Origin of the sequence: Tenacibaculum pelagium, from assembly GCF_014062345.1 — a bacterium.
GTDB classification, from domain to species: domain Bacteria; phylum Bacteroidota; class Bacteroidia; order Flavobacteriales; family Flavobacteriaceae; genus Polaribacter; species Polaribacter pelagius.
Genome location: NZ_JACGLS010000001.1, coordinates 464,480 through 490,415, shown reverse-complemented (window position 1 = coordinate 490,415; position 25,936 = coordinate 464,480). Strand labels below are relative to the sequence as shown.

Sequence of the window (25,936 nt, the reverse complement as noted above, 5' to 3'; positions counted from 1 at the left end):
ATATGAATTTTATAGAGCAAGCATATAAAGGTGAAAATCAATTTTGGAAATGGTTAATTACGATTCTTGTTGTAATGTCTCCGTTTATTTTTAACTTCATGTTTTATTTTTTAATGCCAGAAGCATATGATGAATTGATGAATGAAACGGAAGATTTTAAAGGAGATAAAAATATTTTTTTAATCGAGAATTTAATTCCTTTTGCTGTTTTATTGGTGTTGTTATTTCTCTTCGTTAAATTTTTACATCAACGTTCAATAAAATCATTGATAACGAGTAGGAATAAAGTAGATTGGAAACGATTTTTTTATGGTTTCTTTTCTTGGGGACTTATATCTATAGCATTTTTGTCTTTAGGATATTTTTTAACTCCAGAAGATTATGTTTGGAATTTTAAAGCAGGTCCTTTTTTCTTTTTACTTATAATTTCGTTGTTATTAATTCCTATACAAACATCATTAGAAGAATTATTGTTTAGGGGCTATTTAATGCAAGGAATCGGAATCTTAGCAAAAAACAGATGGGTTCCTTTAATTATTACTTCAGTACTTTTTGGAGTAATGCATATTTTAAATCCAGAAGTTACGAAATTAGGATCTAGTATCATGGTGTTTTACATAGGTACAGGTTTCTTATTCGGTATTATTACTTTAATGGATGAAGGAACGGAATTGGCTTTAGGAATTCATGCGATTAATAATATTGTTGCAGCAACATTGGTTGCTTCTAATTGGGCAGTTTTTCAAACAGATGCTTTATTTATCGATCATTCAGAACCTAGTTTGTTGTTGTTAATGATGCTTCCAGTTTTTGTTGTATATCCATTATATCTTTTACTATTATCAAAAAAATATGGTTGGAAAAACTGGAAAGAAAAACTATTTGGAAAAATAGAAAAACCGATTATTGTTGAAGAGTAATAGTTTTCATAAAAGTTTTAAATTAAACGATACTTCATTTACAACTAAAGAGGAGCTTTTAAGTTTTTCTAAAGAAATTAATGAATCCATATTTTCATTTCTATCTGATTGGTTTAAAGAAGATTATTATGTAATTGTACAAACTTCAGGGTCTACAGGTAAGCCAAAATTGATTCAATTGAAAAAAGAGTTTATGATAAACTCAGCATTAGCAACTGGCGAGTTTTTCAATTTGAAAGAAAACACCACCGCTTTATTGTGTTTGTCTACTGATTATATTGCAGGTAAAATGATGTTGGTGAGAGCTTTAACTTTAGGTTGGAGGCTTGATGTTGTTGGTGCTATTTCAAACCCGTTAAAAGATTTGGAAAAGCATTATGATTTTTCAGCAATGGTTCCGTTGCAGTTAAGTAATTCATTAAGCGAATTATATAAACTGAAGCAGTTAATTGTTGGTGGAGGAGTAGTTTCAAACGATTTGATAGATGCGATTCAAAATATTCCAACTAAAGTATATGCTACTTACGGAATGACAGAAACAATTACGCATATAGCAGTTAAAAAGTTGAACAATTTTTCGTCATTGCGAGGAACGAAGCAATCTAAATCTTTCTATAAATTATTACCAAACGTAGATATAAGTCAAGATACACGTAATTGTTTGGTAATCGAAGCTCCGAAAGTGTCAGGTGAAAGAGTTATAACCAACGATGTAGTTAAGATAGTTTCTAAAACAGCATTTGAATGGCTTGGGCGTTTTGATAATGTGATAAATTCAGGAGGTGTGAAATTACACCCAGAAAAGATTGAAGAGAAATTATCATCACTAATCTCAAATCGCTTTTTTGTAGCTGGTGTACAAGATGAGGTTTTAGGAGAGCGTTTGGTTTTAGTAGTTGAAGGAGAACAGAAATTGATTGATTTTAGTGCAATAAAAAACTTAACTAAATACGAAACACCAAAGCAAGTTTATTTTATAGATGAGTTTATAGAGACTGAAACAAAGAAAATTCAGCGAACAAAAACATTGAAAAAATGTTATGCTTCTTGATAATGCCTTTGCTGTTCTAACCATGTTTCAATGCTTCCAACTTCTCTAGCTTTATAAAAGTTATGCTCTTTAAAAACATAACTTCCTTTAGGTGCTTTTTCTTTAATACTTATAAACTTGTAAAGCACAAGTTTTATTAAAGACTCTTTTACTTGATTGTGAGCATCTTCAATATTCGAATGCTCTTCGGCTATTTCATTAATAAAATTATCTACTTCAATATATTTAGTTCTAAATACTAAAGCTTTAAAAACAGTTTCTATCATAATTCTATTTTTTCTACAACAAAATTATAATTGTATTTATTGATTTAAAAGGGGATATCCGCAGTTATTAATGTGGTTTACCGATAAAATTTAATTAATAAGGTTACTCAATAAAATAGTTGTTTTACTTGTTTAAAAGGTCACTTCACTCATTTATGGTTTTATATAAAAGAGGTTAACTATAGATTTACTCTAAACTTTAAAACGATAAGCTATGTTTAAAAAACTAACTTTTACAATTTTATTATTCAGTGTGTTAATATTGAATGGACAAACAAAAATGATTTCAGGTATTGTTTCTGATGAATCAGGACCTTTACCAGGAGTAACAGTCTTGGAAAAAGGAACTGCCAATGGAACTGAAACTGATTTTGATGGAAAATACTCATTAAAAGTATCTGAAAAAGCTACTTTGGTTTTTTCATTTGTAGGAATGAAAACCACTAAAGTTAAAATAAAAAACAAAACAATAGTTAATGTTCTAATGGAAGGTGATAACCTTTTAGAGGAAGTGGTTGTTGCTGCCTATGGAATCTCTAGTCGCTCTACAAGAAAGCCTAAACGGATAAATAAACTACATCAAAAAATAAGTAATCAGTTACAAAGAGGTTCTTCAGTAAATAAAAATATTAGAATAAGAGGAACAAACTGTTCTGGTTGTAATCTAAGTAAACCATTATACATTATTGATGGAGTTCCTATAAAGTCTAATTATAATTCTATTATTAAGAATATAGATAGTAAAGAAATAGAAAGTGTTAACGTTTATAAGTCATACAAAGCAAAAAGATTTTTTGGAGAATCAGCTAAAAATGGTTGCATTGTAATTACAACGAAAAAGGGTAATTATAGAATTGAGGATGAAGATGCTTATGCAAGAATTTACGAAAACCAATTTAAAAATGTAAATACTTCACCATTGTCAACTTTTTCTATTGATGTTGATAAGGCTTCTTATAGTAATATTAGAAGAATGATTAACAATGGACAAAAAATTCCATCAGATGCTGTTAAAATAGAAGAAATGATTAATTACTTCGATTATAATTATCCGCAGCCACAAGACGAACATCCTTTTTCTATTAATACTGAATTGGTAAAAACACCTTGGAATAGCAATACAAAATTGGTTAGAATTGGTTTGCAAGGAAAAGAGTATAAGCAAGAAAATCTGCCAGCATCTAATCTTACTTTTTTAATTGATGTTTCTGGATCAATGGGTTCCTCAAATAAATTACCATTATTAAAAAAGGCTTTTAAATTATTAACGAATCAATTAAGAGAAAAAGATAGAGTATCTATCGTTGTTTATGCTGGAGCCGCTGGAGTTGTATTAAAACCTACTAGTGGAAACAATAAAGACAGAATTTTAAAAGCCTTAGATAATTTAGAAGCAGGAGGTTCTACAGCTGGAGGTAGAGGTATAGAGTTAGCGTATAAATTAGCAAAAAAGAATTTTGTTAAAAACGGAAACAACCGCGTTATTTTGGCAACAGATGGAGATTTTAATGTTGGCGCTTCTAGCAATAAAGCAATGGAGGAGTTGATTGAAGAAAAAAGAAAATCCGGAGTGTTTTTATCAGTGTTAGGGTTTGGTTATGGAAATTATAAGGATGATAAATTAGAGGTTTTAGCAGATAAAGGTAACGGAAATCATGCTTATATAGATACTATGCAAGAAGCGCAAAAAGTGTTTGGTAAAGAATTCGGGGGAACGCTATTTATAATAGCGAAAGATGTTAAAATTCAAGTAGAGTTTAATCCTAAAAAAGTACAAGCATATCGATTAATAGGCTATGAAAACCGTTTGTTAAACGATGAGGATTTTGTTGATGATACTAAAGATGCAGGAGAGTTAGGTAGTGGGCATACTGTTACTGCACTATATGAAGTAGTTCCTGTAGGGGTAGAAAGTAAATATTTAAAAAACATTCCTAAATTAAAGTATACAAAAAATAATAATCAGGATAAGTATAACGAGGAATTGCTAACGGTAAAGTTTAGGTATAAAGAACCATCTAAAAGTGTAAGTAAAGAGATTGTAAAAGTAATGAAGGATGTAACTATAAATGCATCAGATGATATGAAATTTATAGCCTCAGTCGCTTTGTTCGGAATGCAATTAAAAAAATCAGCATTTACGAATAATGCAAAAAAGAAAGATGTTTTAAAACTTGCGAATTCTGGGAGCTTGAATGATGAAAATGGATATAGAAAAGAGTTTGTTAGGTTAGTAAAATCATTATAAAATAGAAAATCCAGCAATTGCTGGATTTTTTTTATTGGAGTTTATTTGTACTATAATTATGATAAACTGAATAATTAAATCAACTTAAAACGCTTACATGTAAAACAAAATACTACTTGGTTAACTAAATAATGTAATTCTGTATCTGTGATTGTAATTTCTTCTGCTATTCCAAATTATTTTTTTAGAATGTGCGGTTAAATCTTTTAATCTTCTAATTGTTCTGTTGCTTATCATAATAAATAGTTTTAGGTGGTTATGCTTAATAGACAGTATTTCATGTAGTTATGTTACATGTTTACACCTTGTTTAACTAAATATTATAACTTAATTAACTGATTTTAAGAATTTTGATTATGGAAACTCTCTATAGGTAGAAGGTTTTTGTGTTGGTTATTAATATTAAAAAAGAGAAAGATTTTCTTTTGAAATGAAAAGCCAAAGAGGAGTTTAAAATAGAGTAGCAGAGTAACTTTAAGTAGTTACAAAACTGTAGAATTATGAGTAGAAATAAAGAATTACAAAAATGTGAATGTTGTCAAAAGAATTTTGATATAGAAAAGATGAGGCAAGATCAAGAAGATGCAAATTGGTTTTGCAATGAATGTTGGGAAGCAACTGAAATATTAGATAAACATTTTTAAACAGTAGAATGAAGGATGAAAAAAAAGCGAACCGAAGCTCGCTTATAAATAAGTTAATAATTATCACAAGATTCAGGGATTTCAAACATCTCTGAAAAAGGTACGCATATGCCATATCTGTCATAACAACCATCGCAGTCATTATTATTACCCCCTTTAATTGATTGCTGTTCATTTTTGTTCAAAGTTGAACCTAATTTTAAAATGTTCTTTAACATAATATGAGTTTTAAATTTCTCAAATCTAAAAAGTAAAAAATAAGAATGATAAGAAAAAACCGTAATAAAAGTAAGGCAGAACCTTACTTAACTAAAATTAACAAATAACTGTAGTTATTTCTTTTTTATCAATCTAATTCCAAAACGAAATGACAAGAAACATAATAAAGAGAAAATGATTATAAAACTAATACCTACAACACCTTTAATGAAGTTTTCAGAAGGAAATGAACTAGTTAATAAAATGCAGTATCCAAAAAAATCAGGAATTGACAATAATAATATACCTAAAAGAAGTGTACCTAATAAAATTAAGAAAACACCAAATATTTTTTTTATCATTTGGTAAATATAATAATTCCAGAAAAAATTAAATTGTAGAATGAAGAATATAAGCAAAAGAAAAGCGAACCGAAGTCCGCTTAATTAGTTTATTAGAAATAAAAACTTTCTACATCTCTAAAGAGTGGTAAACATTATTCACATCATCGTCTTCTTCTAGTTTTTCTAAAAGCTTTTCAACATCAGCTTGTTGCTCTTCGGTAAGTTTTGTTGTTGTAGTAGGGATTCTTTCAAACTCAGAAGATAAAATTTCAATATTATTATCTTCTAAATATTTTTGAATAGAACCATTTTGCTCAAAAGGAGCATAGATTAAAATACCATCTTCATCTTTAAAAACTTCTTCAACTTCGAATTCAATCATTTCTAATTCGAACTCTTCTAAATCCATTTTTAAACTTTCTTCGCTAATTCTAAAGTTACATACATGGTCGAACATAAAAACTACCGAACCAGAAGTTCCTAAATTACCATCACACTTATTAAAAGCTGCACGAATATTGGCAACAGTTCTGTTATTGTTATCGGTTGCTGTTTCTACAACTACTGCAATTCCATGAGGTGCATATCCCTCAAATAAGGTTTCTTTATAGTTAGCAGTGTCTTTATCTGTTGCTTTTTTTATAGCACGCGCAACATTGTCTTTAGGCATGTTGGCAGCCTTAGCATTTTGTATTACAGCTCTTAAACGAGAGTTAGTTTCTGGATTAGGACCACCATCTTTAACCGCCATAACAATGTCTTTACCAATTCTGGTAAATGTTTTTGCCATCGCCGACCAACGCTTCATTTTTCTTGCTTTCCTAAATTCAAATGCTCTACCCATTTCTTGTTATTTTATTTCGTAATGGCAAATGTAAACAAAGCCATAAATATTTACAATTAAAATCTTTTCTTGAAAATTTGTTTTCCTTTATCGTCACTATAAGCACGCCAAGTGCCAGATTGTTTTCCGTTTTTAAACTGTCCTTTAAGTTTTAAATTACCGCTAGGATAATATAGTTTAAAATCACCATCTAAAGTTCCGTTATCTAACTCAACGTTAAATTTTAATTTTTTATTATCGTAATACTCTTTATACTCTTTTGCGCTTAAATCTGAAGGATGAATAGCTTGTATGTTAAAAATTGTTTCAGATGTTTCTTTAATGATTGAATCTTTTTCTGGAATCAATTTTTTATACAGTTCTTTTTTTAATGCGGTTTCTTTTTTCTGATGAATAGCTAATTCTTCAGGAGATTGGTAAGAAAGAGTAATGTTACTTTTAAATAAATCTCCAGTGGATATAAGTTGTATCCCTACTTGAGAAAAAGAATTGAAATAGTTTTTATTACTTCTTAGCTGTTGTTTTGTTTTAGTATCTAATAAGCTTAATAAATCATTATAAGAGTTGGCAGTTTCGGCATATGCAAAGACGCTAGATTTATTTTCGAAATGATAATTAAAGTCATCGAATCTTTCAGATTCTGATAAAGTGTAGTTTATTAAATTATTATTGATGATCTCTTTTAATGTATTTGGACTACTACTAAATATTACAAAATCATCAATAATTGTAAAATACGGTTTCTCCATTTTAGCAAACGTATTACCTGCTAACATTTTAAAAAATCCTTTTAAATCGAAATAATGTATTGGAAACCCTTTGTAGTTTATTTGCTTAAATTTCAAAGGAGTGTTTTCTTTTATTTTTGAAAGTATATGTTGAAGGTTTTCTTTTGCGTCATCAATGTCATCAGCCTTTATTACAGCAGCAATGTCTTTTTTATTTCTAGAAAGCTCAGAGTTAAAATGTAACAAACCAATCTCATTACCAATCCAACTATAAATATGTTTTTTAAAATCAATATTTAATTGTTTCTCTATTTCATTAATTTGATTGGTGTAGCTTTCAAATGTAGAAGGATTCTCTTTTTCTAATTCATCAAGATTATTGTGGAATTCTTCAAAACTCTCAAAAGCAAAACTAAGGTAAAGGGATGTGTTTCTAGGAGCAATTTTAGCGATAGATCGCTTTCCTTTTCCAGATTTCTGAATCGCTTTTAAAAAACTTTGAGGAGTTTGATTTACGTTTGTATAACCTACAGCTTGTAAAGTAACACCTTCTATAATAGAAATGTCGAAACCAGAATAAAATAAAGCGTCTTTTACGTTTTTAAAGTCTTTAAGATTATTTGGATTTGTAAAGCAAGATAAATATACATCTAAGTACTGATATTGTACATATACATTAAAAAAACCATCTGTATCGGTTTCTTTTTTTACTTCAATAAAATTAAGATCTCTACCAATAGTTGGCGTTTTGTATTGGTCTATAGATTGTTCAACTAACACATGCGTATAAGAAGCTATTAATTGGTTTTTTACAAAGCTTAAGTATAGCGTTTCTCTATCTTTTTTATTGTAGAGTTCTATAATTTCATGCTCTCTATATTTTCTTTGAGTAACTTTAAAATTATTGTCCGTAAGTTTTTGGATAGCACTCTTTAAAAAGCGAAGTTTTGATAATTTTTGAAGATCTACGACATATAATAAACCATATTTTTTTGGCTTGTAAGTATGTATTGAAATTAATAAATCTCTTTCGCCAATAAAATCTATAACTTCTTTTTGGTCTTTGAAAAGTTTATTAAATCCATCAAGATTTTTTGTGGCTTCTTTAAAGTAATGATTAGTTCTAAAATGATGCCATATTGGGCTGGAATTTACTTCATCCCAAGTATCAATTGGTCTTTCGGTTTGTAAAATAATTGCAGCATCTTTAGGTATAAGATATATAGGATTGATATTGTCTTCATCAGCTAATGTAAAAATATACGTTTGATAAAGAATAAATCCAAAAAGGAAGATAACTATCGCCCATATAATTTTTTTATTCATAGCTAAAGATGCTGTTGTTTTATTTATACTTGAATAACACCTAAGTTAAACTTCTTTTCTATCGGAGCATGGTCTGCAGCTTCAATTCCCATAGAAATCCAAGTTCTTGTATCTAACGGATTGATAACTCCATCTGTCCAAATTCTTGCAGCTGCGTAATAAGGAGAGATTTGATTATCGTAACGTGATTTTATTTTATCGAATAACTCAGCTTCTTTTTCAGGAGTAATTTCTTCGCCTTTCTTTTTTAATGATGCAGTTTCTATTTGTAATAAAACTTTAGCTGCTGAATTACCACTCATTACAGCTAACTCTGCACTTGGCCATGCAGCAATTAGCCTAGGGTCGTAAGCTTTACCGCACATAGCATAATTTCCTGCACCGTAAGAGTTTCCAATAACGATTGTGAATTTAGGTACCACAGAGTTACTAACAGCATTTACCATTTTAGCTCCGTCTTTTATAATTCCTCCGTGTTCAGATTTAGAACCTACCATAAACCCAGTAACATCTTGTAAGAATACTAACGGTATTTTTTTCTGATTACAATTCGCAATAAAACGAGTTGCTTTATCAGCAGAGTCATTATAGATAACTCCACCAAATTGCATTTCTCCTTTTTTAGTTTTCACCAATTTTCGTTGATTGGCAACAATACCAACTGCCCATCCATCTATACGTCCGTAACCAGTTATAATTGTTTGCCCGTAACCTTCTTTGTATTGTTCAAATTCAGAATTATCAACCAGACGATTAATAATCTCTAACATGTCGTATTGCGCATTTCTTTCTCTTGGAAGAATTCCAAAAATATCTTCTTCATTTTCTTTTGGAGGAAAAGACTCTTTTCTATTAAATCCAGCTTTGTCGTAACCTCCAATTTTATCCATTAAATTTTTAATGGTATCTAAAGCATCTTTATCATCTTTAGATTTATAATCGGTAACTCCAGAAATTTCACAATGTGTAGTTGCACCTCCAAGAGTTTCGTTATCTATACTTTCTCCAATAGCGGCTTTAACTAAATAACTACCAGCTAAGAAAATACTACCTGTTTTATCAACAATTAAAGCTTCGTCACTCATAATTGGTAAGTAAGCACCACCTGCAACGCAGCTTCCCATAACGGCAGAAATTTGCGTAATTCCCATACTACTCATTACTGCATTGTTTCTAAAAATTCTTCCAAAGTGTTCTTTGTCAGGGAAAATTTCATCTTGCATTGGTAAATAAACACCCGCAGAATCTACCAAGTAAATAATTGGAAGTTTATTTTCTATAGATATTTCTTGAGCTCTTAAATTCTTTTTTCCAGTAATTGGAAACCAAGCTCCAGCTTTTACGGTTGCATCATTGGCAACAACAATACATTGCTTTCCGCTAACATATCCTATTTTAACTACAACTCCACCAGAAGGGCATCCTCCGTGCTCTTTGTACATTTCATCTCCAGCAAAAGCTCCAATTTCTATAGATTTAGAGTCATTATCTAAAAGATAGTCTATTCGTTCTCTTGCAGTTAATTTTCCTTTTTCGTGATGTTTATCAATACGTTTTTGTCCGCCACCTAATTTTACTTTGGCAAAGCGTGTACGTAAATCTGATGCTAAAAGTTTATTGTGGTCTTCGTTTTTATTGAAGTTAAGATCCATTGTGAGTTATTTGTTTTTGCGATTGCTAAAATAAGAAAAACAGTGTAGAAAACAAGGTGTTTAGCTATAGGATTGTATGATGTTTTCTACTGCTTTTTCAATTTCCTTGTTTCTTAATTCTTTATTTAAAACCCTAGGTTCAGCAACACGTTCTTTACAGTTTTGAATGTTGCAAGATTCGCAGGTAACACCTACTGTTTTCTTTTTAAAAGTATCCTCTTTTAAAAACTGAAGTTTCTTTTTTAAGTGTGGTGATAGTAGCATACCTAAACTAACACTACGATTTATTTTTTCTTTAAAAGGATCGGAAGTAGCGGCAGAAAGAACTAAATATTCGTTCTTAGAGTTTTCGTAAGAAGATATTTGAATTCCGTATGCTGATTTTTTTTCAGAAACTTCCTCTAAGTTATTAATAGTTTTTAAAGAAACCCATCGTCTACAATAATGCTCATTATTTCTATTTGCGTGTGGAGCCTGTTGTTGTGTAATGTGTAGCTCTTTTGTTAGTTTAAAAATAGGGGAGTTTTCTTTATGTGTAAAACGTAAAAAGAACAAGTTTTTAATATTAAAAAACTTAGGTAATATGTTGGTTAAGCGTTGGTAAAAAGTTTCATCTGAGCAATTAAAGCTTTTTATAATTTTATGTAGTTGAATCGGTTGCCATTCTTGTTGCGAAAATAAATGAGTCAGTTTCTTCGTAATATTATCCTTTGGGATGATTAATGCTCCTGCAAAATAAGAAGCAATGAAATTATTTAAAACTTGGTCAAAACTTTCAAACTTAATCCAAGGAAAAGTATATAATCTATTCTCAATATTTAAATAGTTATAGGCTATTTCTTTTGCATAGATAAAGGTTTTTTGAGCTTCGTTGATATTATTATAAATAAGTAGCGTCTTATTTTTAGGAATAAAGATGTTTCTTAATTCTGATAACTTTTGATGTTTAGATAGCTCCTCTTTATTTATGGTATATCCATATTCTTCAATTAAAATATCTTCTAAATCTTTATATTTAATAGGGTTTTCAAGGTTGATGTGGTATGCTTTTGCAAAAGCAACGGCATTGTTTTCAATATCTTCAAAATAATTATTGTGGGCTTCTTGGTAAGATCGTAAAGAAGCTAAGAAGAAACTTTCTTTAGTTAAATTATAATTTTGAGAAATTTTTATAATCGTACTTATAAAGGCGTTTACTTTAGCTGGAGCATTGGCAACAATATCAATTAAGTTGTTTTCTTTAATGCCGAATAACTCTAAAGGAATTTCTTTTAAAATTTTAGATTGCAAAATTTCACCGATAGGGGCAAGGTTCTTATCAAGTTTTAAAGAAACTAAATGGTCGTAAGGAACCTCTAGTTTTTCAGAAAGAATTACAATTTTATCTGTTTTAGGGTATTTTTTTCCTTTTTCAATTTCATTTAAATACGATTTAGATAAGCCTGTTAGTTTGGCTAATCCAAAGAGTGATAGGTTTTTATCGGTTCGTATTTGTTTTAGTTTTAAACCAAAAACAAGTCTAATGTATTCTTCTTCCAAATTATTTTATTAAAAGATTCGCAATTCAAAGGTATAAAAATTAGCGAATTAATAAAAATTAGCTAAAATTATAAATTTAGCGAACGTTCGCTTTTTGTTTTGAGTTCTTTTTTATAATATTGAAGTGTCAATAATTAAAAATAAGTTATTATGAATCAGGATGTTTTAGTTAAAGGAATTCAATTTAATGGTTTTGATGAAGTTGAGTATAAAAGTGTTTTAACAGATGAGGCTAAAGCATTTTTAATTCGGCTTCATGAAAAATTTGATGCAGAGAGATATCAGTTATTAGAAGAAAGAGTAATTGAACAGGCTTATTTCGATGCAGGGTATTATCCAAGTTTTCCAGAAGAAACAAAAGCTGTTAGAGAAAGTGATTGGAAATGTGCAGCATTACCAAAAGATTTATTAGATCGTAGAGTGGAGATTACTGGACCTGTTGAGAGAAAAATGATTATCAACGCTTTGAATTCTGGGGCTAAAACATTTATGGCTGATTTTGAAGATAGTAATTCACCAACTCTAGCTAATGTTTTAGATGGACAAGTAAATTTAAGAGATGCAGTAAACAGAACCATTTCTTTTTATAACGAAAAGAAGGATAAAACATATCAATTAAATGAAGATATAGCAACTTTATTGGTGAGACCTAGAGGATTGCATTTAAATGAAAAACACTTTGTTATAGAAGGAAAAGAAATGTCAGCTTCTTTAGTAGATTTTGGATTGTATTTCTTTCACAATATTGAAGCATTGTTAAAAAAAGGAAGTGCAACTTACTTCTACTTACCAAAGTTAGAACATTATAAAGAAGCTCGTTGGTGGAATGATGTATTTGTATTTGCTCAAGATTATTTAGGAGTGTCTCAAAAAACAATAAAAGCTACTGTGCTTGTTGAAACAATTACTGCTAGTTTTCAGTTAGATGAAATTATTTATGAGTTAAGAAATCATATGGTTGGTTTAAACTGTGGTCGTTGGGATTATATCTTTTCATATATCAAAAAATTTAGAAATCATAAAAGTTTTATTGTACCAAACAGAGCTCAAGTTACAATGAGTAGTCCTTTTATGAAAGCCTATTCGCTACGCGTAATACAATCATGTCATAGAAGAGGTGTACATGCTATGGGAGGTATGGCAGCGCAAATTCCTGTGAGAAATAATGAAGAGGCAAATAAGTTGGCTTTCAAAAAAGTATATAATGATAAATTACAAGAAGCAAAAAATGGGCACGATGGTACATGGGTAGCGCACCCAGGATTGGTAAAAGTAGCTATGGATGTATTTAATGAAGCGATGCCAAATGCGAATCAGATAGATAAAAAATTAGAAGAATTATCAATTACTGAGCGTGAGTTAGTTGAATTGCCAAAAGGAACTATTACAGAAGAAGGAATTAGGGATAATATTAATGTTGGAATTTTATACATAGAATCTTGGTTAATGGGGCAAGGGGCAGCAGCTTTGTACAATTTAATGGAAGATGCAGCGACTGCAGAGATTTCAAGAACTCAAGTTTGGCAATGGTTGCATAAAGAAGTTTTGTTAGAAGATGGTAGAAGGTTTACAAAAGATATGTATGAGCAATACAAAAAAGAAGAAATCCAAAAAATTAAAAACTATGTAGGAGATGAAAGATATGCTAAAGGAAAGTTTGAAACTGCAATTGAATTATTTGATAATCTAATTCTTAATGAAGAGTTTGTAGAGTTTTTAACCTTGCCAGCATATCAATATTTATAAATAAAAAAGCCCCTAAAAATGCGGCAACATTTAAAGGGGTAAGCTATTAACAAAATCAATAACTTATTTAACAACACAAAATTATGAAAAATTTAGCTCAAGGAAGTTATAGTTCAGCCTTAGAAACTGTAAAAACTTTAAAGAAAAAGTATGGGAGCACATGGAATGCAATAAACCCAAAGAGTGCAGCAAGAATGGTTACTCAAAATCGTTTTAAAACGGGGTTAGATATTGCTAAATATACTGCAGCGATTATGAGAGAAGATATGGCGGCATATGATGCAGATAATTCACAATACACGCAGTCATTAGGTTGTTGGCATGGGTTTGTAGCCCAGCAAAAAATGATTTCAGTAAAGAAACATCATAAAACAACGAGTAAAAGATATTTATATCTTTCAGGCTGGATGGTAGCTGCATTGCGTTCAGAATTTGGACCATTACCAGATCAATCAATGCATGAAAAAACAGCGGTGTCTTCTCTTATTGAAGAGATTTATGATTTTTTACGTCAAGCAGATGCAATTGAGTTGAATGACTTATTTAGAAGACTAGAAGAAGGAGAAGATATGCAGGATGAAATAGATAATTTTGAATCTCATATTGTACCAATTATTGCGGATATTGATGCTGGTTTTGGTAATGAAGAAGCTACCTATTTATTGGCTAAAAAGATGATTCAGGCTGGGGCTTGTGCAATTCAAATTGAAAATCAGGTTTCTGATGCAAAACAATGTGGACATCAAGATGGAAAAGTAACAGTACCACATGAGGATTTTATAGCAAAACTAAATGCGATTCGTTACGCTTTTTTAGAGTTAGGTATAGAAGATGGAATTATAGTAGCTAGAACGGATTCTGAAGGAGCAGGACTTACACAAAAACTACCAGTAAGTCGAGAATCAGGAGATTTAGCATCTCAATATTTAGCTTTTGTTGAAGCAGAAGAAATTGCTATTGAAAATGCTAGAGAAGATGATGTGTTGTTAAAAAGAGACGGTAAACTGGTTCGTCCTGTAAGGTTATCAAATGGATTATATAAGTTTAAAGACGGATCTAATATTAATAGAGTAGTATTAGATTGTATTACAAGTCTTCAAAACGGAGCAGATTTACTATGGATAGAAACGCCAACGCCAAACGTAAAACAAATTGCGCATATGGTAAATCGAGTGAGAAAAGTAATTCCAAATGCGAAGTTGGTTTATAATAATTCTCCATCATTTAACTGGACATTGAATTTCCGTAATCAAGCTTATGATGAAATGTTAGAGGAGGGAGAAAATATGACTGCTTATGATAGAAATAATTTAATGGATGCTCAATATGACGGATCAGAATTATGCCATTTAGCAGATCAAAAAATCAGAACCTTCCAAATGGATGGAGCTAGAGAAGCTGGAATATTTCATCATTTAATTACTTTACCAACTTACCATACTACAGCATTACATATGAGTGATTTAACTGAAGGTTATTTTGGTGAAGAGGGTATGTTAGCTTATGTTAAGGGAGTACAACGTCAAGAAATAAGAAAAGGAGTGTCTTGTGTAAAACATCAAAGAATGGCAGGTTCTGATTTAGGTGATGACCATAAAACATTCTTTGCAGGAGACAAAGCCTTAAAAGCTGGTGGAGAAAAGAACACTTCTAATCAGTTTGAGACCACAGAGGTAAGAAAAATTGAATTAGAAGTAGTGTAAGTATAAAGTTGAAAATAAAAAACTCCAGCTGAATGCTGGAGTTTTTTCTAACTAGTCTTTAATTCCATTTTAATATCACTTCTAACATAAGGGGAATTTTCTTCAACAGGAATTTCTATAAAACCATATTTTCTATAGATGTAGATTGCATTTTCAAGTTTTGTACTAGAGTATAAAACGAGTTTATCAAAACTTTGTTCTTTGGCAAAATCAATACATTTTTGCATTAATTGCTGTCCAATTTTATAACCTCGATGTTTAGGAGAAACAGCCATTTTAGTTAGTTCGTAAACATTCTTTTCTTTCATAGGCATTAATGCTACTGTGCCTACAATTTCATTATTTAGTTTCGCGAAAAAAATATGTCCTCCTTTATCAATAATATATCTATCAGGGTTACTTAATACTTCTTCGTCATAAGGTTCAACGTAAAAGAAAGTTTTTAGCCATTCGATGTTTAAATCGTAAAAAGAAGAAGCATACTCTTTTTTAAATTCTTCAATTTCTAGGTTGTGTTTTTTTATAGTATTCATTTGTATGTGTTCTATGATAGCTTTGCTAAAAGCTTTGGTATTAAATTTTTCTTCTAATATATTTAAGTGCTCAACTAAAGAGTTTGATGTAATGTTGGTGTAGTTTTTTATAGTTTGTTCTATACTATCCCAAATCGGAGTTACATTTTGTATAAGCTCTCTTCCTTTTTTAGAAAGAACGATTACTTTTTTTCGTTTATCAATTTTATCTTCTTTTAAAAAAATTAATTCTTTTTTTAAAAGTTTATTGATCGCCTGTGTCGTAGCGGGTTGAGATATTTGAAGGCTAGCAGTAATTTCAGAGTTCGTAACTCCGTTTTTGTTTTTAATAATCTTAAAAGTTGGGAATAAGTAGGGGTCAAAATCAATATTATACTTATTGTATACAAGTTGAGTTTCTCTCATCATATATTCACTTACTCTCTTTAATCGAGAACCCATCCCGATTTCTCCAAACCCTTTTAAAGCATCCATAATATATTACTATAATTAATTATATAAGCACTTATGCAAATATATATTTTTATCTGTATATTTAAAAGTGATAAAAAACAAATTTAAATACCTGGAAAATATATTCCATGGTAAATAAAAATATTTTTTATATCTTTGAATCGAATTTAAAACTAATTAAGAATGAAACGAGACAAAATTATTTATTACGCAGCAACTGGATTATTAACTTTATTAATGCTTTTTTCTGCAGGAATGTATTTTTTTAATAATGCTGAAGTTGCAAAAATGTTTGAAGGATTTGGATATCCTACTTATATAATTTATCCATACGGAATTGCTAAAATTTTAGGATTGGTTGCTATTTGGTTTTTAAAAGATAGTTTTTTGAAAGAATGGGCATACGCAGGTTTTTTCTTTGCTTTTATATTAGCATTCTTTGCACATTTTATGATTGGAGATGGAGAGCAAATGGGAGCTGTAATGGCAATGGTTTTGTTAGTAGTTTCTTACATTTATAGTAAAAAAATATAATGGCAGCTAAAACTTCTTCAAAAGTAACTTTAACAAATCGTAATTATTTAGCAGAAGCAAAAATGAGAAATCATTTTGCTGTTATAGATGAACCTTTAGATAAAGGAGGTGATGATAATGGACCAACTCCTGTAGAATATTTACTAACCGCTATTGGTAGTTGTGTATCAATTACATTAAGAATGTATGCGCAACGAAAAAAATGGGACGTTGGAGAAATCGTTGTTAATGTTACACAAAAAGAAGAGTTAACTAAAGAAGGAATAAAAAAATCATTAGTTGAAGAGATCTCTTTTGAAAAAGAAATTACTGAAGAACAAAGAGTAAAATTATTAGAAATTGCAGGTAAATGCCCTGTTGCAAAAATGGTAAAAGGAGAAACTCCAATAGCCACAAAAATAATATCATAGATGAAAAAAATAATAGCCTTTGCAGGTAGTAATAGCAAGAATTCAATCAATAAACAATTAGCAACTTATGCTGCTAATTTATTAGAAGATGTTAGTGTAACTGTTTTAGATTTAAACGATTACCCGTTGTCAGTTTATGGTATTGATGAAGAAGCTGAAAATGGAATTCCAGAAAATGCGACTAATTTTTTAAACGAGATTAAAGATTCAGACGGAGTTGTTTTATCGTTGGCAGAACATAATGGAAATTTTTCAGTAGCATTTAAAAATGTTTTCGATTGGATGTCTCGCATCGATCAGAAACTTTGGAGTCATAAGCCAATTTTAGTAATGGCAACTTCTCCAGGAGGAAGAGGGGGAGCTTCCGTTTTATCAATTGCAAAAGCAGGGTTTCCTCATATGGGAGGAAATGTAGTTACAGATTTTTCATTACCAAGTTTTTATGATAACTTTAAAGATGGAAGAATTGTAAACGAAGAACAAAATGAAAAACTAAAAGAAGCAGTTGTAACTTTTCAAAAATCAATTTAACCTTAAAATTAACTAATTATGGCAGAAAAAAGAGAGATTGTAAAAGAGTATAGTAATGATGATATTACTGTAGTTTGGAAACCCAATACTTGTATTCATGCCAAAAAATGTTGGAAAGAATTATTGCAAGTATTTAATCCTCAGAATAGACCTTGGGTAAATATGGAAGGAGCTACAACAGCTCGTATAAAAAAACAAGTAGAAGCTTGTCCTTCAGGTGCATTATCATACATTTCTAAAGGAGAAAGTCAAGAAACTATGCATACGGAAACAAAAGTTGAAGCTTTAGAGAATGGACCGTTATTAGTGTATGGTACGTTGCACATTACTAATTCTGATGGAATAACTGAAAAGAAAAATAAAACAACCGCTTTTTGTAGATGTGGTGCTTCACAAAATAAACCTTATTGTGATGGGGCTCATGTAAAAGCTGAATTTAAAGGATAAAAATGCTAGTTCAACAAGAAGACAACGAAAAAAAAAGGAGAATTTTACATAGAAGTAAATGGAAGTAGAGATGCGTTAATAATCTATACTTCGGTAGGAACCGATAAAATAATTATAGATCATACCGAAGTTGGAGATAATCTTCGTGGAAAAGGTGTTGGTTATAAATTAGTAGAAGCTTCCGTAAACTTTATGCGAGAAAAAGGTATAAAAGCTATTCCATTATGCCCGTTTGCAAAATCAATTTTTGATAAAAGCCAGAGTATTCAGATGTTTTAACATAATTAACACTTCTTAGTCTAATTATTTACTATTAAAATAGTTTCCTTGGAAAGTATGAGTTTTTTTCGTAATTTTGTACTCAGAAAGGAGGTAAGAAATGAAGATTACACTATACGGTAGAAAAGGGCATGCACATACTGTGGCTTTTAAAAATTTTTTAAGAATGGCAGAAGTACCATTTAATTACAAAGATGTTAGTGAAAATATTGAAGCTAAAGACCATAGTAAAGAGTTGTATGAAGGACAATTAAAATACCCAACACTATTTATTGATAAAAAAGTTTATTTAACACCTACATCTGATGATTTTAATAAAATCATGAAAGATTTAAATTTAAGAGGATAGTATTACGTCAATAACAAGTTTTAAGTGAATAAAAAATGGGGGATATTTCTAAAGATATAAAATCTAAATTTCCAAATAATAAGGTGAAAGCATTAATCAATATTAAGTATACAGCAAATTGGTTAAGTAGTAAAGAGAACGAGTTTTTTAAACCTTACGGAATATCTCCACAACAATTTAATATACTTAGAATTTTAAGAGGAGCAGGAGAACCAACAAAAGTTCAAATTATTAAAGATAGAATGATTGAACGCGCGCCAAATGCTACTCGTTTAATGGATAAGTTATGTGATAAAAATCTTATTGAAAGGATTAGATGTGAGCATGATAGGAGAGTAGTTTATATTAATATTTCTAAATCAGGATTAAAGTTACTCTCAGAAATAGATGCATCAATTGACTTAGATTTTTTAGAAAATCTTTCAGAAACAGAAGCAATTCAATTAAGTGATTTATTAGATAAAATAAGGTAAAAAAATTTCTTAAAATATTTTCCTTGGAAAATATTTTAAAAGTAACTAATCATGAAGCGAGTATATAAAAAACAAAAAATACCAAGCAGTTTTTCATTTTAATAAAGATAAAAGAAAGTAAAATCTAAAAAATATAAAAATGAAAAATTTAAAAACAATACAGCATAAAGTAGGAAGTCCTTTAGTAAATATGGGACCAATAAAATTACGTCAACCATTACCAACAGAAGGAGTAGAGAATGTAGATCCATTTTTACTATTACATCATTACGGACCCTATGCAATAAGCGAATTTAACAATCCTTTTGATTTAGGAGCACATCCTCATCGTGGATTTGAACCAATTACATTATTGTTTAAAGGAGAACAATTACATAGAGATTCGTTAGGAAATGAGATGTTAGTAAAAGCAGGAGATGTGCAATGGACAACAGCTGGTAGAGGAATAGTACATGCTGAGGGGCCGACAAAAGAGTTTGTAAAAAAAGGAGGAGAACTAGAAGGTATTCAACTTTGGTTAAACCTTCCAGCGGAGAAAAAGATGATGCCTGCAAATTATCAGCATTTAAAAAGCGAACAGATTCCAGTTGTAAAAAATAGTGATGATACTATAGCGTTAAAGATAATTGCTGGAGAACAAAAAGGTGAAAAAGGGTTAATTAAAACTCAGACAGAAGTAAATGTATTTACAGTTAAAACTGCTAAAAAAGGAAAGATGGAAATAGATTTGTCTAAAACACACGAATCTTTAGTATATCTATTAGATGGTGAAGTTTTAATTAATAACGAAGCAACATTAAAAAAGGGAGCTACGCAGATGGTAACTTTTCTTCAAGATGGTGATTCTATAGAAATTGAAGCTAAAAAAGAAAGTACGCTATTGGTATTATCTGGGGAGCCAATTAAAGAAAAAGTAGCTTCTTGGGGACCCTATGTAATGAATTCGCAGACTGAGATTATGGAAGCACTACGTGATTACCAAAAAGGCAAAATGGGATATTTATATTAATTATTAAACTCGAAGTATATGCTTCGAGTTTTTTGTTTTCTAAAAAATCGTATCTTGCAAAATGTTATGCATGCATAATAAATTAAAAAAAGATACAATGACAAAATACAAGCATATTTTTGAACCGTTAGATTTAGGATTTACAACCTTAAAAAATAGAATCTTAATGGGGTCTATGCATACTGGGTTAGAAGAAGAAAAAAGCGGTATAGAAAAAATAGCGGCATATTATGCAGAAAGAGCAAAAGGAGGAGTTGGGCTCATTGTAACTGGAGGAATAGCTCCAAATATTCAAGGTTGGACAGCACCATTTTCAGCAAGAATGAGCACTAAAAAACATGCTCGTGAGCATAGAAAAATTACAGAAGCTGTTCATAAAGAAGGAGGTAAGATATGTATGCAAATACTACATTCTGGTCGTTATGGATATCATCCATTTACAGTTGCTCCTTCAAAAATTCAAGCGCCAATAAACCCTTTTAAACCATTTGCTTTAAAGCAATCTGGTATTAGAAGAACACTTAAAGATTTTGTGAATTGTGCAGTTTTAGCCAAAGAAGCAAATTACGATGGAATTGAGATAATGGGATCAGAAGGATATTTGATCAATCAATTTATTGTAAACAGAACCAACCAAAGAAAAGATAATTATGGAGGTTCTTATGAAAATCGAATGCGATTGGCTGTTGAAATAGTTCGTAAAACTAGAGAAGCAGTTGGTGAAGATTTTATAATTATTTACCGTCTTTCAATGTTAGATTTAGTTGAAAAAGGAAGCTCATGGAAAGAAGTGGTTGAGTTAGGTAAAGAGATTGAAAAAGCAGGAGCAACTATTATCAATACTGGTATTGGTTGGCACGAAGCACGTATTCCTACTATTGCAACCTCGGTTCCAAGAGCTGCATTTACTTGGGTAACTAAAAAAATGAAAGAAGAATTATCAATTCCTTTAGTTACTTCTAATCGAATTAATATGCCAGAAACTGCTGAAAAAGTATTGGCAGAAGGAGATGCAGATATGATTTCTATGGCGCGACCATTTTTAGCAGATTCAGAATGGGTAAATAAGGCACAAGAAGATCGTGATGATGAAATAAATACCTGTATTGCTTGTAATCAAGCTTGTTTAGATCATGCTTTTCAAAAGAAGGTAGCAAGTTGTTTGGTGAATCCAAGAGCTTGTCATGAAACAGAATTAAATTATTTACCAACAAATAACAAAAAGAAAATAGCAGTTGTTGGTGCAGGACCTGCAGGTTTAGCAGCGGCTACAGTTGCAGCTCAAAGAGGTCATGAAGTAACTTTATTTGATGCTGATAAAGAAACTGGAGGCCAGTTTAATATTGCAAAACAAATTCCTGGGAAGGAAGAGTTTTATGAAACTATTCGTTATTTCAATAAGCAAATAGAGTTACATAATGTTAATCTAAAATTAAATACGAGAGTATCCGCAGATGATTTAGCAAGAGGTAATTTTGATGAGGTAATTTTGGCAACAGGAATTTCACCAAGAACACCTCGTATTGAAGGAGTTGAACATGAAAAAGTGTTGAATTATATTGATGTGGTTAAACTGAAAAAACCAGTAGGTAAGCGAGTGGCAGTAATTGGAGCTGGTGGTATTGGTTTTGATGTTTCTGAGTATTTAGCTCATGAAGGAGAAAGTACTTCTCAAAATATTGATGCTTGGTTACAAGAATGGGGTATCGATAAAACTTTAGAAGCCCGAGCTGGAATTGAAGGTGTAAAAGCAGAGATTCATCCTTCTCCTAGAGAAATTTTTATGTTTAAACGTAGTAAAGGAAAGTTTGGAGGTAAACTAGGAAAAACTACAGGATGGATTCATAGAGCTGTATTAAAAAAGAAAAAAGTAAATTTTATTAATGAAGTACAGTACACTAAGATTGATGATGAAGGTTTGCATTATGTTCAAAATGAAGAGCAAAAGGTGTTAGATGTTGATAATGTAATTATTTGTGCTGGTCAATTACCGTTTAAAGAATTATTAGAGCCACTTGAGGCAAAAGGAATTACTACACATGTAATTGGAGGAGCTGATGTTGCTGCTGAGTTAGATGCTAAAAGAGCGATAAACCAAGGTAGTAGATTAGCTGCTGAGCTATAGTTTATAAATTTAAAATCATGTTGTAAGAGGCTCGTCGTAATTGACGGGCTTTTTTCTTAACTAAGAATGAATTATATTTAAAAATAATCGAATCATTTATTATGAAACAAAAAAGCAATAAAGTATTCATAGCAACAAGTTTAGATGGGTTTATAGCAGATAAAAATGGAAATATAGATTGGTTACATGAAATTCCGAACCCAGAGAATATAGATATGGGGTATCAAGAATTTACTTCAAAGATAGACGCATTAGTGATGGGAAGAACTACTTATGAAACCGTTTTAGGTTTTGGTATCGAATGGCCTTATCAAAAATCAGTTTTTGTGTTAAGTACTACTCTTACTAAGGTACCGAAAAACTTAGAAGGAAAAGTCTTTTTTGTAAATGGAGCTTTAAAAGGTGTTTTAGAGCAAATACATAAAAAAGGATATAATAAACTCTATATAGATGGAGGAAAAGTCATTCAAAGTTTTCTAAAAGAGGATTTGATAGATGAAATTATTCTTACAAGAATTCCTGTTCTTTTAGGAGAAGGATCTTCCTTATTTTCTAGCCTTCCCAATAAACTTAGTTTTGAATGTGTTAAGACTCAAATATACCTAGATAAGGTAGTTCAAAATCATTTTAGAAGAATAGAAAACTAGTTTTACAATATTTATTATTGAGTATTTTATCAATAGAAATAGATGATTAATTTTTATGTCTGTTTTAACAGAGGTTTTATACTTTATTTCAATATGGTTAAGTCTAAATAAATACCGATATTTGTAGTTCATATTTTTTGTAAAAAGTATATTATGGCAATGAATAAAAATACAGTCCTAGGTTGGGCGACTCTTATAATGATTTTAATGGGAATCCTATTAGTTTTAATGGGAATATATAGATATCAAGATGTAGCAGGATGGGGGTTTGGAGCTGTTGGTGTTGGTTTCTTTGCAAACGCTTGGGTTTTTAACGCATTAAAAGGTAGAGTTTAATTAAAGAAAATATTAGAAAATGAGCGACGATAAAAAAGTCATTTTTTCAATGAATAAGGTCTCTAAGACCTATCAAAGTACAGGAAAACAAGTTTTAAAAGATATTTATTTAAGTTTCTTTTACGGAGCTAAAATTGGAATTTTAGGTTTAAACGGATCGGGTAAATCAACATTGCTAAAAATTATTGCTGGTGTTGAAAAAAACTATCAAGGAGATGTTACTTTTTCTCCAGGCTATAAAGTTGGTTATCTAGAGCAAGAGCCTAAATTAGACGATGAAAAAACAGTAATGGAAGTTGTAAAAGAAGGAGTTGCCGAAACGGTAGCTATTTTGGATGAATACAACAAAATTAACGACATGTTTGGTTTAGAAGAAGTGTATTCTGATCCAGATAAGATGGAGAAGTTAATGAACCAGCAAGCTGAATTACAAGATAAAATTGATGCTTCTAATGCTTGGGAATTAGATACTAAGTTAGAAATAGCGATGGATGCATTACGTACTCCAGATCCTGATAAAAAGATTGGAGTATTATCTGGAGGAGAGCGTCGTAGAGTTGCACTTTGTAGATTGTTATTACAAGAGCCAGAAATTTTATTACTAGATGAGCCTACCAACCACTTAGATGCAGAATCTGTACACTGGTTAGAGCATCATTTAGCACAATATAAAGGAACTGTTATTGCTGTAACGCACGATAGATATTTCTTAGATAATGTAGCAGGATGGATTTTAGAATTAGATAGAGGAGAAGGTATACCATGGAAAGGAAACTATTCTTCTTGGTTAGATCAAAAATCTACAAGAATGGCGCAAGAAAGCAAAACAGCTTCTAAGCGTCAAAAAACATTAGAACGAGAGTTGGACTGGGTTCGTCAAGGAGCAAAAGGTCGTCAAACAAAGCAAAAAGCGCGTTTGAAGAACTATGAGAAATTGATGAGTCAAGATCAAAAACAAACAGAGGAAAAATTAGAGATTTATATTCCTAATGGTCCTCGTTTAGGTACCAATGTAATTGAGGCTACTGGTGTTTCAAAAGCATTTGGAGATAAATTATTATACGAAAACTTAGAATTTAACTTGCCACAAGCTGGAATAGTTGGAATTATCGGACCTAACGGTGCTGGTAAAACCACTATTTTTAAAATGATAATGGGTGAAGAAACTCCTGATGCAGGAAGCTTTAAAGTAGGTGAAACTGCTAAGATTGCATATGTAGATCAAGCGCATTCTAATATTGATCCTGAAAAATCTATTTGGGAAAACTTCTCTGATGGTCAAGATTTAGTAATGATGGGAGGTAAACAAGTAAATTCTCGCGCTTATTTAAGTCGTTTTAACTTTGGAGGTAGTGAGCAAAATAAGAAAGTAAACACACTTTCTGGTGGTGAGCGTAATCGTTTACACCTTGCTATGACATTAAAAGAAGAAGGAAACGTATTACTTTTAGATGAGCCTACCAATGATTTAGATGTAAACACATTAAGAGCCTTAGAGGAAGGTTTAGAAAACTTTGCTGGTTGTGCTGTGGTAATTTCGCACGATAGATGGTTTTTAGATAGAATATGTACACATATTTTGGCTTTCGAAGGAGATAGTCAAGTATATTTCTTTGAAGGTTCTTTCTCAGATTATGAAGAGAATAAAAAGAAACGTTTAGGAGGAGATTTAATGCCAAAACGTATTAAGTATAAAAAACTGATTAGGTAAATTAGTTTTACATATCGTTATAAAAAACAAAAACTCGAAGCTAGCATACTTCGAGTTTTTTCTTTCTTTTTCATTAACAATTCTCCCACCAATTAAAACTGTTTAGTAGATAGTTTTTCATAGTTTGTGATTTGTGTTAAAGCTTTGTTAAATGCAATAAACGTGCCGAAAATGTAATGATTGGCGTTTTTTTTTATTAAAATGATAAATATTTAACTGTTTTGTTATTGAGTTCAGTATAAGTCATTGATGTATTGAGCTTTAACAAAATAAAACCTCACCAATTTTAATTGATGAGGTTTATATATGATATAAGTTTTTGTGTTTATTAATTGTGATAAGCAGCGTTGTGTGCTAAGTCTGAACTACAACTAGCACATTTACCTGCGGCGTCTCCACCTCCAGCACAACCATTTTTACAGGTATAATGATATATGCCTTTTGCATTTGGACCTGAAGCAGGTTTAGCTATAGGTGATGCTGCTGGAGTACTAGTAGTTGGAGTAGCTGTATTGTGAAAAGCTTGATTGTGAGCAAGTGCAGTTTTACATACAGGACAAGCTCCTTTAGCACTTGAAGTTCCTCCTTTACATTTTTTAGGGCATATATAATGTGCTCCGCCTACAACTCCTGTTGCAAGATTATTTGAGTTAGGAAGGGTAGGTATTGGACGTTCATTTAAAGGCATGTTTAAAGGGTGTACAGGCGTTTTTTTTTCTTCTTCCTTTTTACAAGAAGAGAAACATACAATTAAGAGTACGAATATTGGGATTAATTTCTTCATGCTCAAATATAAAAAAAACCGAAGTAGTAAACTCCGGTTTTTAGACTTCTTTTTCATAACAATTATCCCACTGAATGTAAACTGATGTTTAGTTCGTATTTCATAG

At 30.8% G+C, this 25,936-nt stretch carries 26 protein-coding genes; 19 read left to right on the top strand and 7 right to left on the bottom strand.

The window, feature by feature from the left end:
• The first annotated feature begins 2 nt into the window (after positions 1–2).
• Together H3Z83_RS02305 and H3Z83_RS02300 are read left to right on the top strand one after the other, a co-directional pair.
• A complete protein-coding gene (locus H3Z83_RS02305) occupies positions 3–920 on the top strand; it encodes a CPBP family intramembrane glutamic endopeptidase (RefSeq protein ID WP_182123863.1) in 918 nt (305 codons plus the stop codon).
• On the top strand, positions 910–1,971 hold the full coding sequence (locus tag H3Z83_RS02300) for an AMP-binding protein (protein WP_182123862.1): 1,062 nt from the start codon (positions 910–912) through the stop codon (positions 1,969–1,971). The genes H3Z83_RS02305 and H3Z83_RS02300 overlap by 11 nt, the downstream gene beginning before the upstream one ends.
• On the opposite strand, the gene H3Z83_RS02295 is transcribed toward H3Z83_RS02300, so the two are convergent.
• Positions 1,959–2,237: a hypothetical protein gene (locus tag H3Z83_RS02295; RefSeq protein WP_182123861.1), complete on the bottom strand. Its 279-nt coding sequence runs from the start codon at positions 2,235–2,237 to the stop codon at positions 1,959–1,961. The genes H3Z83_RS02300 and H3Z83_RS02295 overlap by 13 nt on opposite strands.
• A 214-nt stretch (positions 2,238–2,451) precedes the next feature.
• On the opposite strand from H3Z83_RS02295, the gene H3Z83_RS02290 reads away from it, so the two are divergent.
• The 3 genes from H3Z83_RS02290 to H3Z83_RS02280 all read left to right on the top strand — a co-directional run bounded on the left by H3Z83_RS02290 (position 2,452) and on the right by H3Z83_RS02280 (position 5,696).
• A complete protein-coding gene (locus tag H3Z83_RS02290; protein ID WP_182123860.1) occupies positions 2,452–4,485 on the top strand; it encodes a vWA domain-containing protein in 2,034 nt (677 codons plus the stop codon).
• A 500-nt stretch (positions 4,486–4,985) separates the two neighbouring features.
• Positions 4,986–5,129, top strand: coding sequence for a hypothetical protein (locus tag H3Z83_RS02285; protein WP_182123859.1), 144 nt, complete (start codon positions 4,986–4,988; stop codon positions 5,127–5,129).
• A 393-nt stretch (positions 5,130–5,522) separates the two neighbouring features.
• Positions 5,523–5,696 carry a hypothetical protein gene (locus tag H3Z83_RS02280; protein ID WP_182123858.1) on the top strand — a complete coding sequence of 58 codons (174 nt, stop codon included), beginning with the start codon at positions 5,523–5,525 and terminating at the stop codon, positions 5,694–5,696.
• Positions 5,697–5,798: 102 nt separating this feature from the next.
• Here the strand turns inward: H3Z83_RS02280 and H3Z83_RS02275 are convergent, their stop codons facing one another.
• From H3Z83_RS02275 to H3Z83_RS02260, 4 genes are read right to left on the bottom strand one after another with little or no spacing between them, the layout of a single operon-like run.
• The gene (locus H3Z83_RS02275; RefSeq protein ID WP_182123857.1) at positions 5,799–6,515 is read right to left on the bottom strand and encodes a YebC/PmpR family DNA-binding transcriptional regulator; all 717 of its coding nucleotides are present in this window, start codon (positions 6,513–6,515) and stop codon (positions 5,799–5,801) included.
• A gap of 56 nt (positions 6,516–6,571) precedes the next feature.
• Positions 6,572–8,569, bottom strand: coding sequence for a DUF3352 domain-containing protein (locus tag H3Z83_RS02270; RefSeq protein WP_182123856.1), 1,998 nt, complete (start codon positions 8,567–8,569; stop codon positions 6,572–6,574).
• Positions 8,570–8,592: 23 nt separating this feature from the next.
• A complete protein-coding gene (locus tag H3Z83_RS02265; RefSeq protein ID WP_182123855.1) occupies positions 8,593–10,221 on the bottom strand; it encodes an acyl-CoA carboxylase subunit beta in 1,629 nt (542 codons plus the stop codon).
• A gap of 60 nt (positions 10,222–10,281) precedes the next feature.
• Entirely contained in the window at positions 10,282–11,760 is a 1,479-nt protein-coding gene (locus tag H3Z83_RS02260) for a helix-turn-helix domain-containing protein (RefSeq protein WP_182123854.1), read from the bottom strand.
• 150 nt (positions 11,761–11,910) lie between these two features.
• On the opposite strand from H3Z83_RS02260, the gene aceB reads away from it, so the two are divergent.
• Together aceB and H3Z83_RS02250 are read left to right on the top strand one after the other, a co-directional pair.
• Entirely contained in the window at positions 11,911–13,506 is a 1,596-nt protein-coding gene (gene aceB / locus H3Z83_RS02255; protein ID WP_182123853.1) for a malate synthase A, read from the top strand.
• A gap of 83 nt (positions 13,507–13,589) precedes the next feature.
• On the top strand, positions 13,590–15,209 hold the full coding sequence (locus H3Z83_RS02250; protein ID WP_182123852.1) for an isocitrate lyase: 1,620 nt from the start codon (positions 13,590–13,592) through the stop codon (positions 15,207–15,209).
• Positions 15,210–15,256: 47 nt separating this feature from the next.
• Here the strand turns inward: H3Z83_RS02250 and H3Z83_RS12995 are convergent, their stop codons facing one another.
• Positions 15,257–16,216, bottom strand: coding sequence for a bifunctional helix-turn-helix transcriptional regulator/GNAT family N-acetyltransferase (locus tag H3Z83_RS12995; protein ID WP_182123851.1), 960 nt, complete (start codon positions 16,214–16,216; stop codon positions 15,257–15,259).
• Between the two features lie 162 nt (positions 16,217–16,378).
• Between H3Z83_RS12995 and H3Z83_RS02240 the strand changes: the two genes are divergently transcribed.
• The 12 genes from H3Z83_RS02240 to ettA all read left to right on the top strand — a co-directional run bounded on the left by H3Z83_RS02240 (position 16,379) and on the right by ettA (position 25,046).
• Entirely contained in the window at positions 16,379–16,729 is a 351-nt protein-coding gene (locus H3Z83_RS02240; protein WP_182123850.1) for a DoxX family protein, read from the top strand.
• Complete coding sequence (locus tag H3Z83_RS02235) at positions 16,729–17,139, top strand: OsmC family protein (protein ID WP_182123849.1); 411 nt, start codon at positions 16,729–16,731, stop codon at positions 17,137–17,139. Before H3Z83_RS02240 ends, H3Z83_RS02235 begins: the two co-directional genes overlap by 1 nt.
• Positions 17,140–17,670: an NADPH-dependent FMN reductase gene (locus tag H3Z83_RS02230; RefSeq protein WP_182123848.1), complete on the top strand. Its 531-nt coding sequence runs from the start codon at positions 17,140–17,142 to the stop codon at positions 17,668–17,670.
• 18 nt (positions 17,671–17,688) lie between these two features.
• Positions 17,689–18,117, top strand: coding sequence for a (4Fe-4S)-binding protein (locus H3Z83_RS02225; RefSeq protein WP_182123847.1), 429 nt, complete (start codon positions 17,689–17,691; stop codon positions 18,115–18,117).
• 48 nt (positions 18,118–18,165) lie between these two features.
• Complete coding sequence (locus H3Z83_RS02220; protein ID WP_182124371.1) at positions 18,166–18,396, top strand: GNAT family N-acetyltransferase; 231 nt, start codon at positions 18,166–18,168, stop codon at positions 18,394–18,396.
• A gap of 100 nt (positions 18,397–18,496) precedes the next feature.
• Positions 18,497–18,745: a glutaredoxin family protein gene (locus H3Z83_RS02215; protein WP_182123846.1), complete on the top strand. Its 249-nt coding sequence runs from the start codon at positions 18,497–18,499 to the stop codon at positions 18,743–18,745.
• 35 nt (positions 18,746–18,780) lie between these two features.
• Positions 18,781–19,218 (top strand): MarR family winged helix-turn-helix transcriptional regulator, encoded by a 438-nt coding sequence (locus H3Z83_RS02210; protein WP_182123845.1) that lies wholly within the window; start codon positions 18,781–18,783, stop codon positions 19,216–19,218.
• Between the two features lie 139 nt (positions 19,219–19,357).
• The gene (locus tag H3Z83_RS02205) at positions 19,358–20,227 is read left to right on the top strand and encodes a pirin family protein (RefSeq protein ID WP_182123844.1); all 870 of its coding nucleotides are present in this window, start codon (positions 19,358–19,360) and stop codon (positions 20,225–20,227) included.
• 97 nt (positions 20,228–20,324) lie between these two features.
• The gene (locus H3Z83_RS02200; RefSeq protein ID WP_182123843.1) at positions 20,325–22,352 is read left to right on the top strand and encodes an NADPH-dependent 2,4-dienoyl-CoA reductase; all 2,028 of its coding nucleotides are present in this window, start codon (positions 20,325–20,327) and stop codon (positions 22,350–22,352) included.
• Positions 22,353–22,453: 101 nt separating this feature from the next.
• A complete protein-coding gene (locus tag H3Z83_RS02195; RefSeq protein ID WP_182123842.1) occupies positions 22,454–22,999 on the top strand; it encodes a dihydrofolate reductase family protein in 546 nt (181 codons plus the stop codon).
• Between the two features lie 153 nt (positions 23,000–23,152).
• Positions 23,153–23,335, top strand: coding sequence for a CAL67264 family membrane protein (locus H3Z83_RS02190; protein ID WP_182123841.1), 183 nt, complete (start codon positions 23,153–23,155; stop codon positions 23,333–23,335).
• A 19-nt stretch (positions 23,336–23,354) separates the two neighbouring features.
• Positions 23,355–25,046: an energy-dependent translational throttle protein EttA gene (ettA, locus tag H3Z83_RS02185; protein WP_182123840.1), complete on the top strand. Its 1,692-nt coding sequence runs from the start codon at positions 23,355–23,357 to the stop codon at positions 25,044–25,046.
• Between the two features lie 328 nt (positions 25,047–25,374).
• Here the strand turns inward: ettA and H3Z83_RS02180 are convergent, their stop codons facing one another.
• Complete coding sequence (locus H3Z83_RS02180; RefSeq protein ID WP_182123839.1) at positions 25,375–25,830, bottom strand: heavy metal-binding domain-containing protein; 456 nt, start codon at positions 25,828–25,830, stop codon at positions 25,375–25,377.
• Between the last annotated feature and the right edge of the window lie 106 nt (positions 25,831–25,936).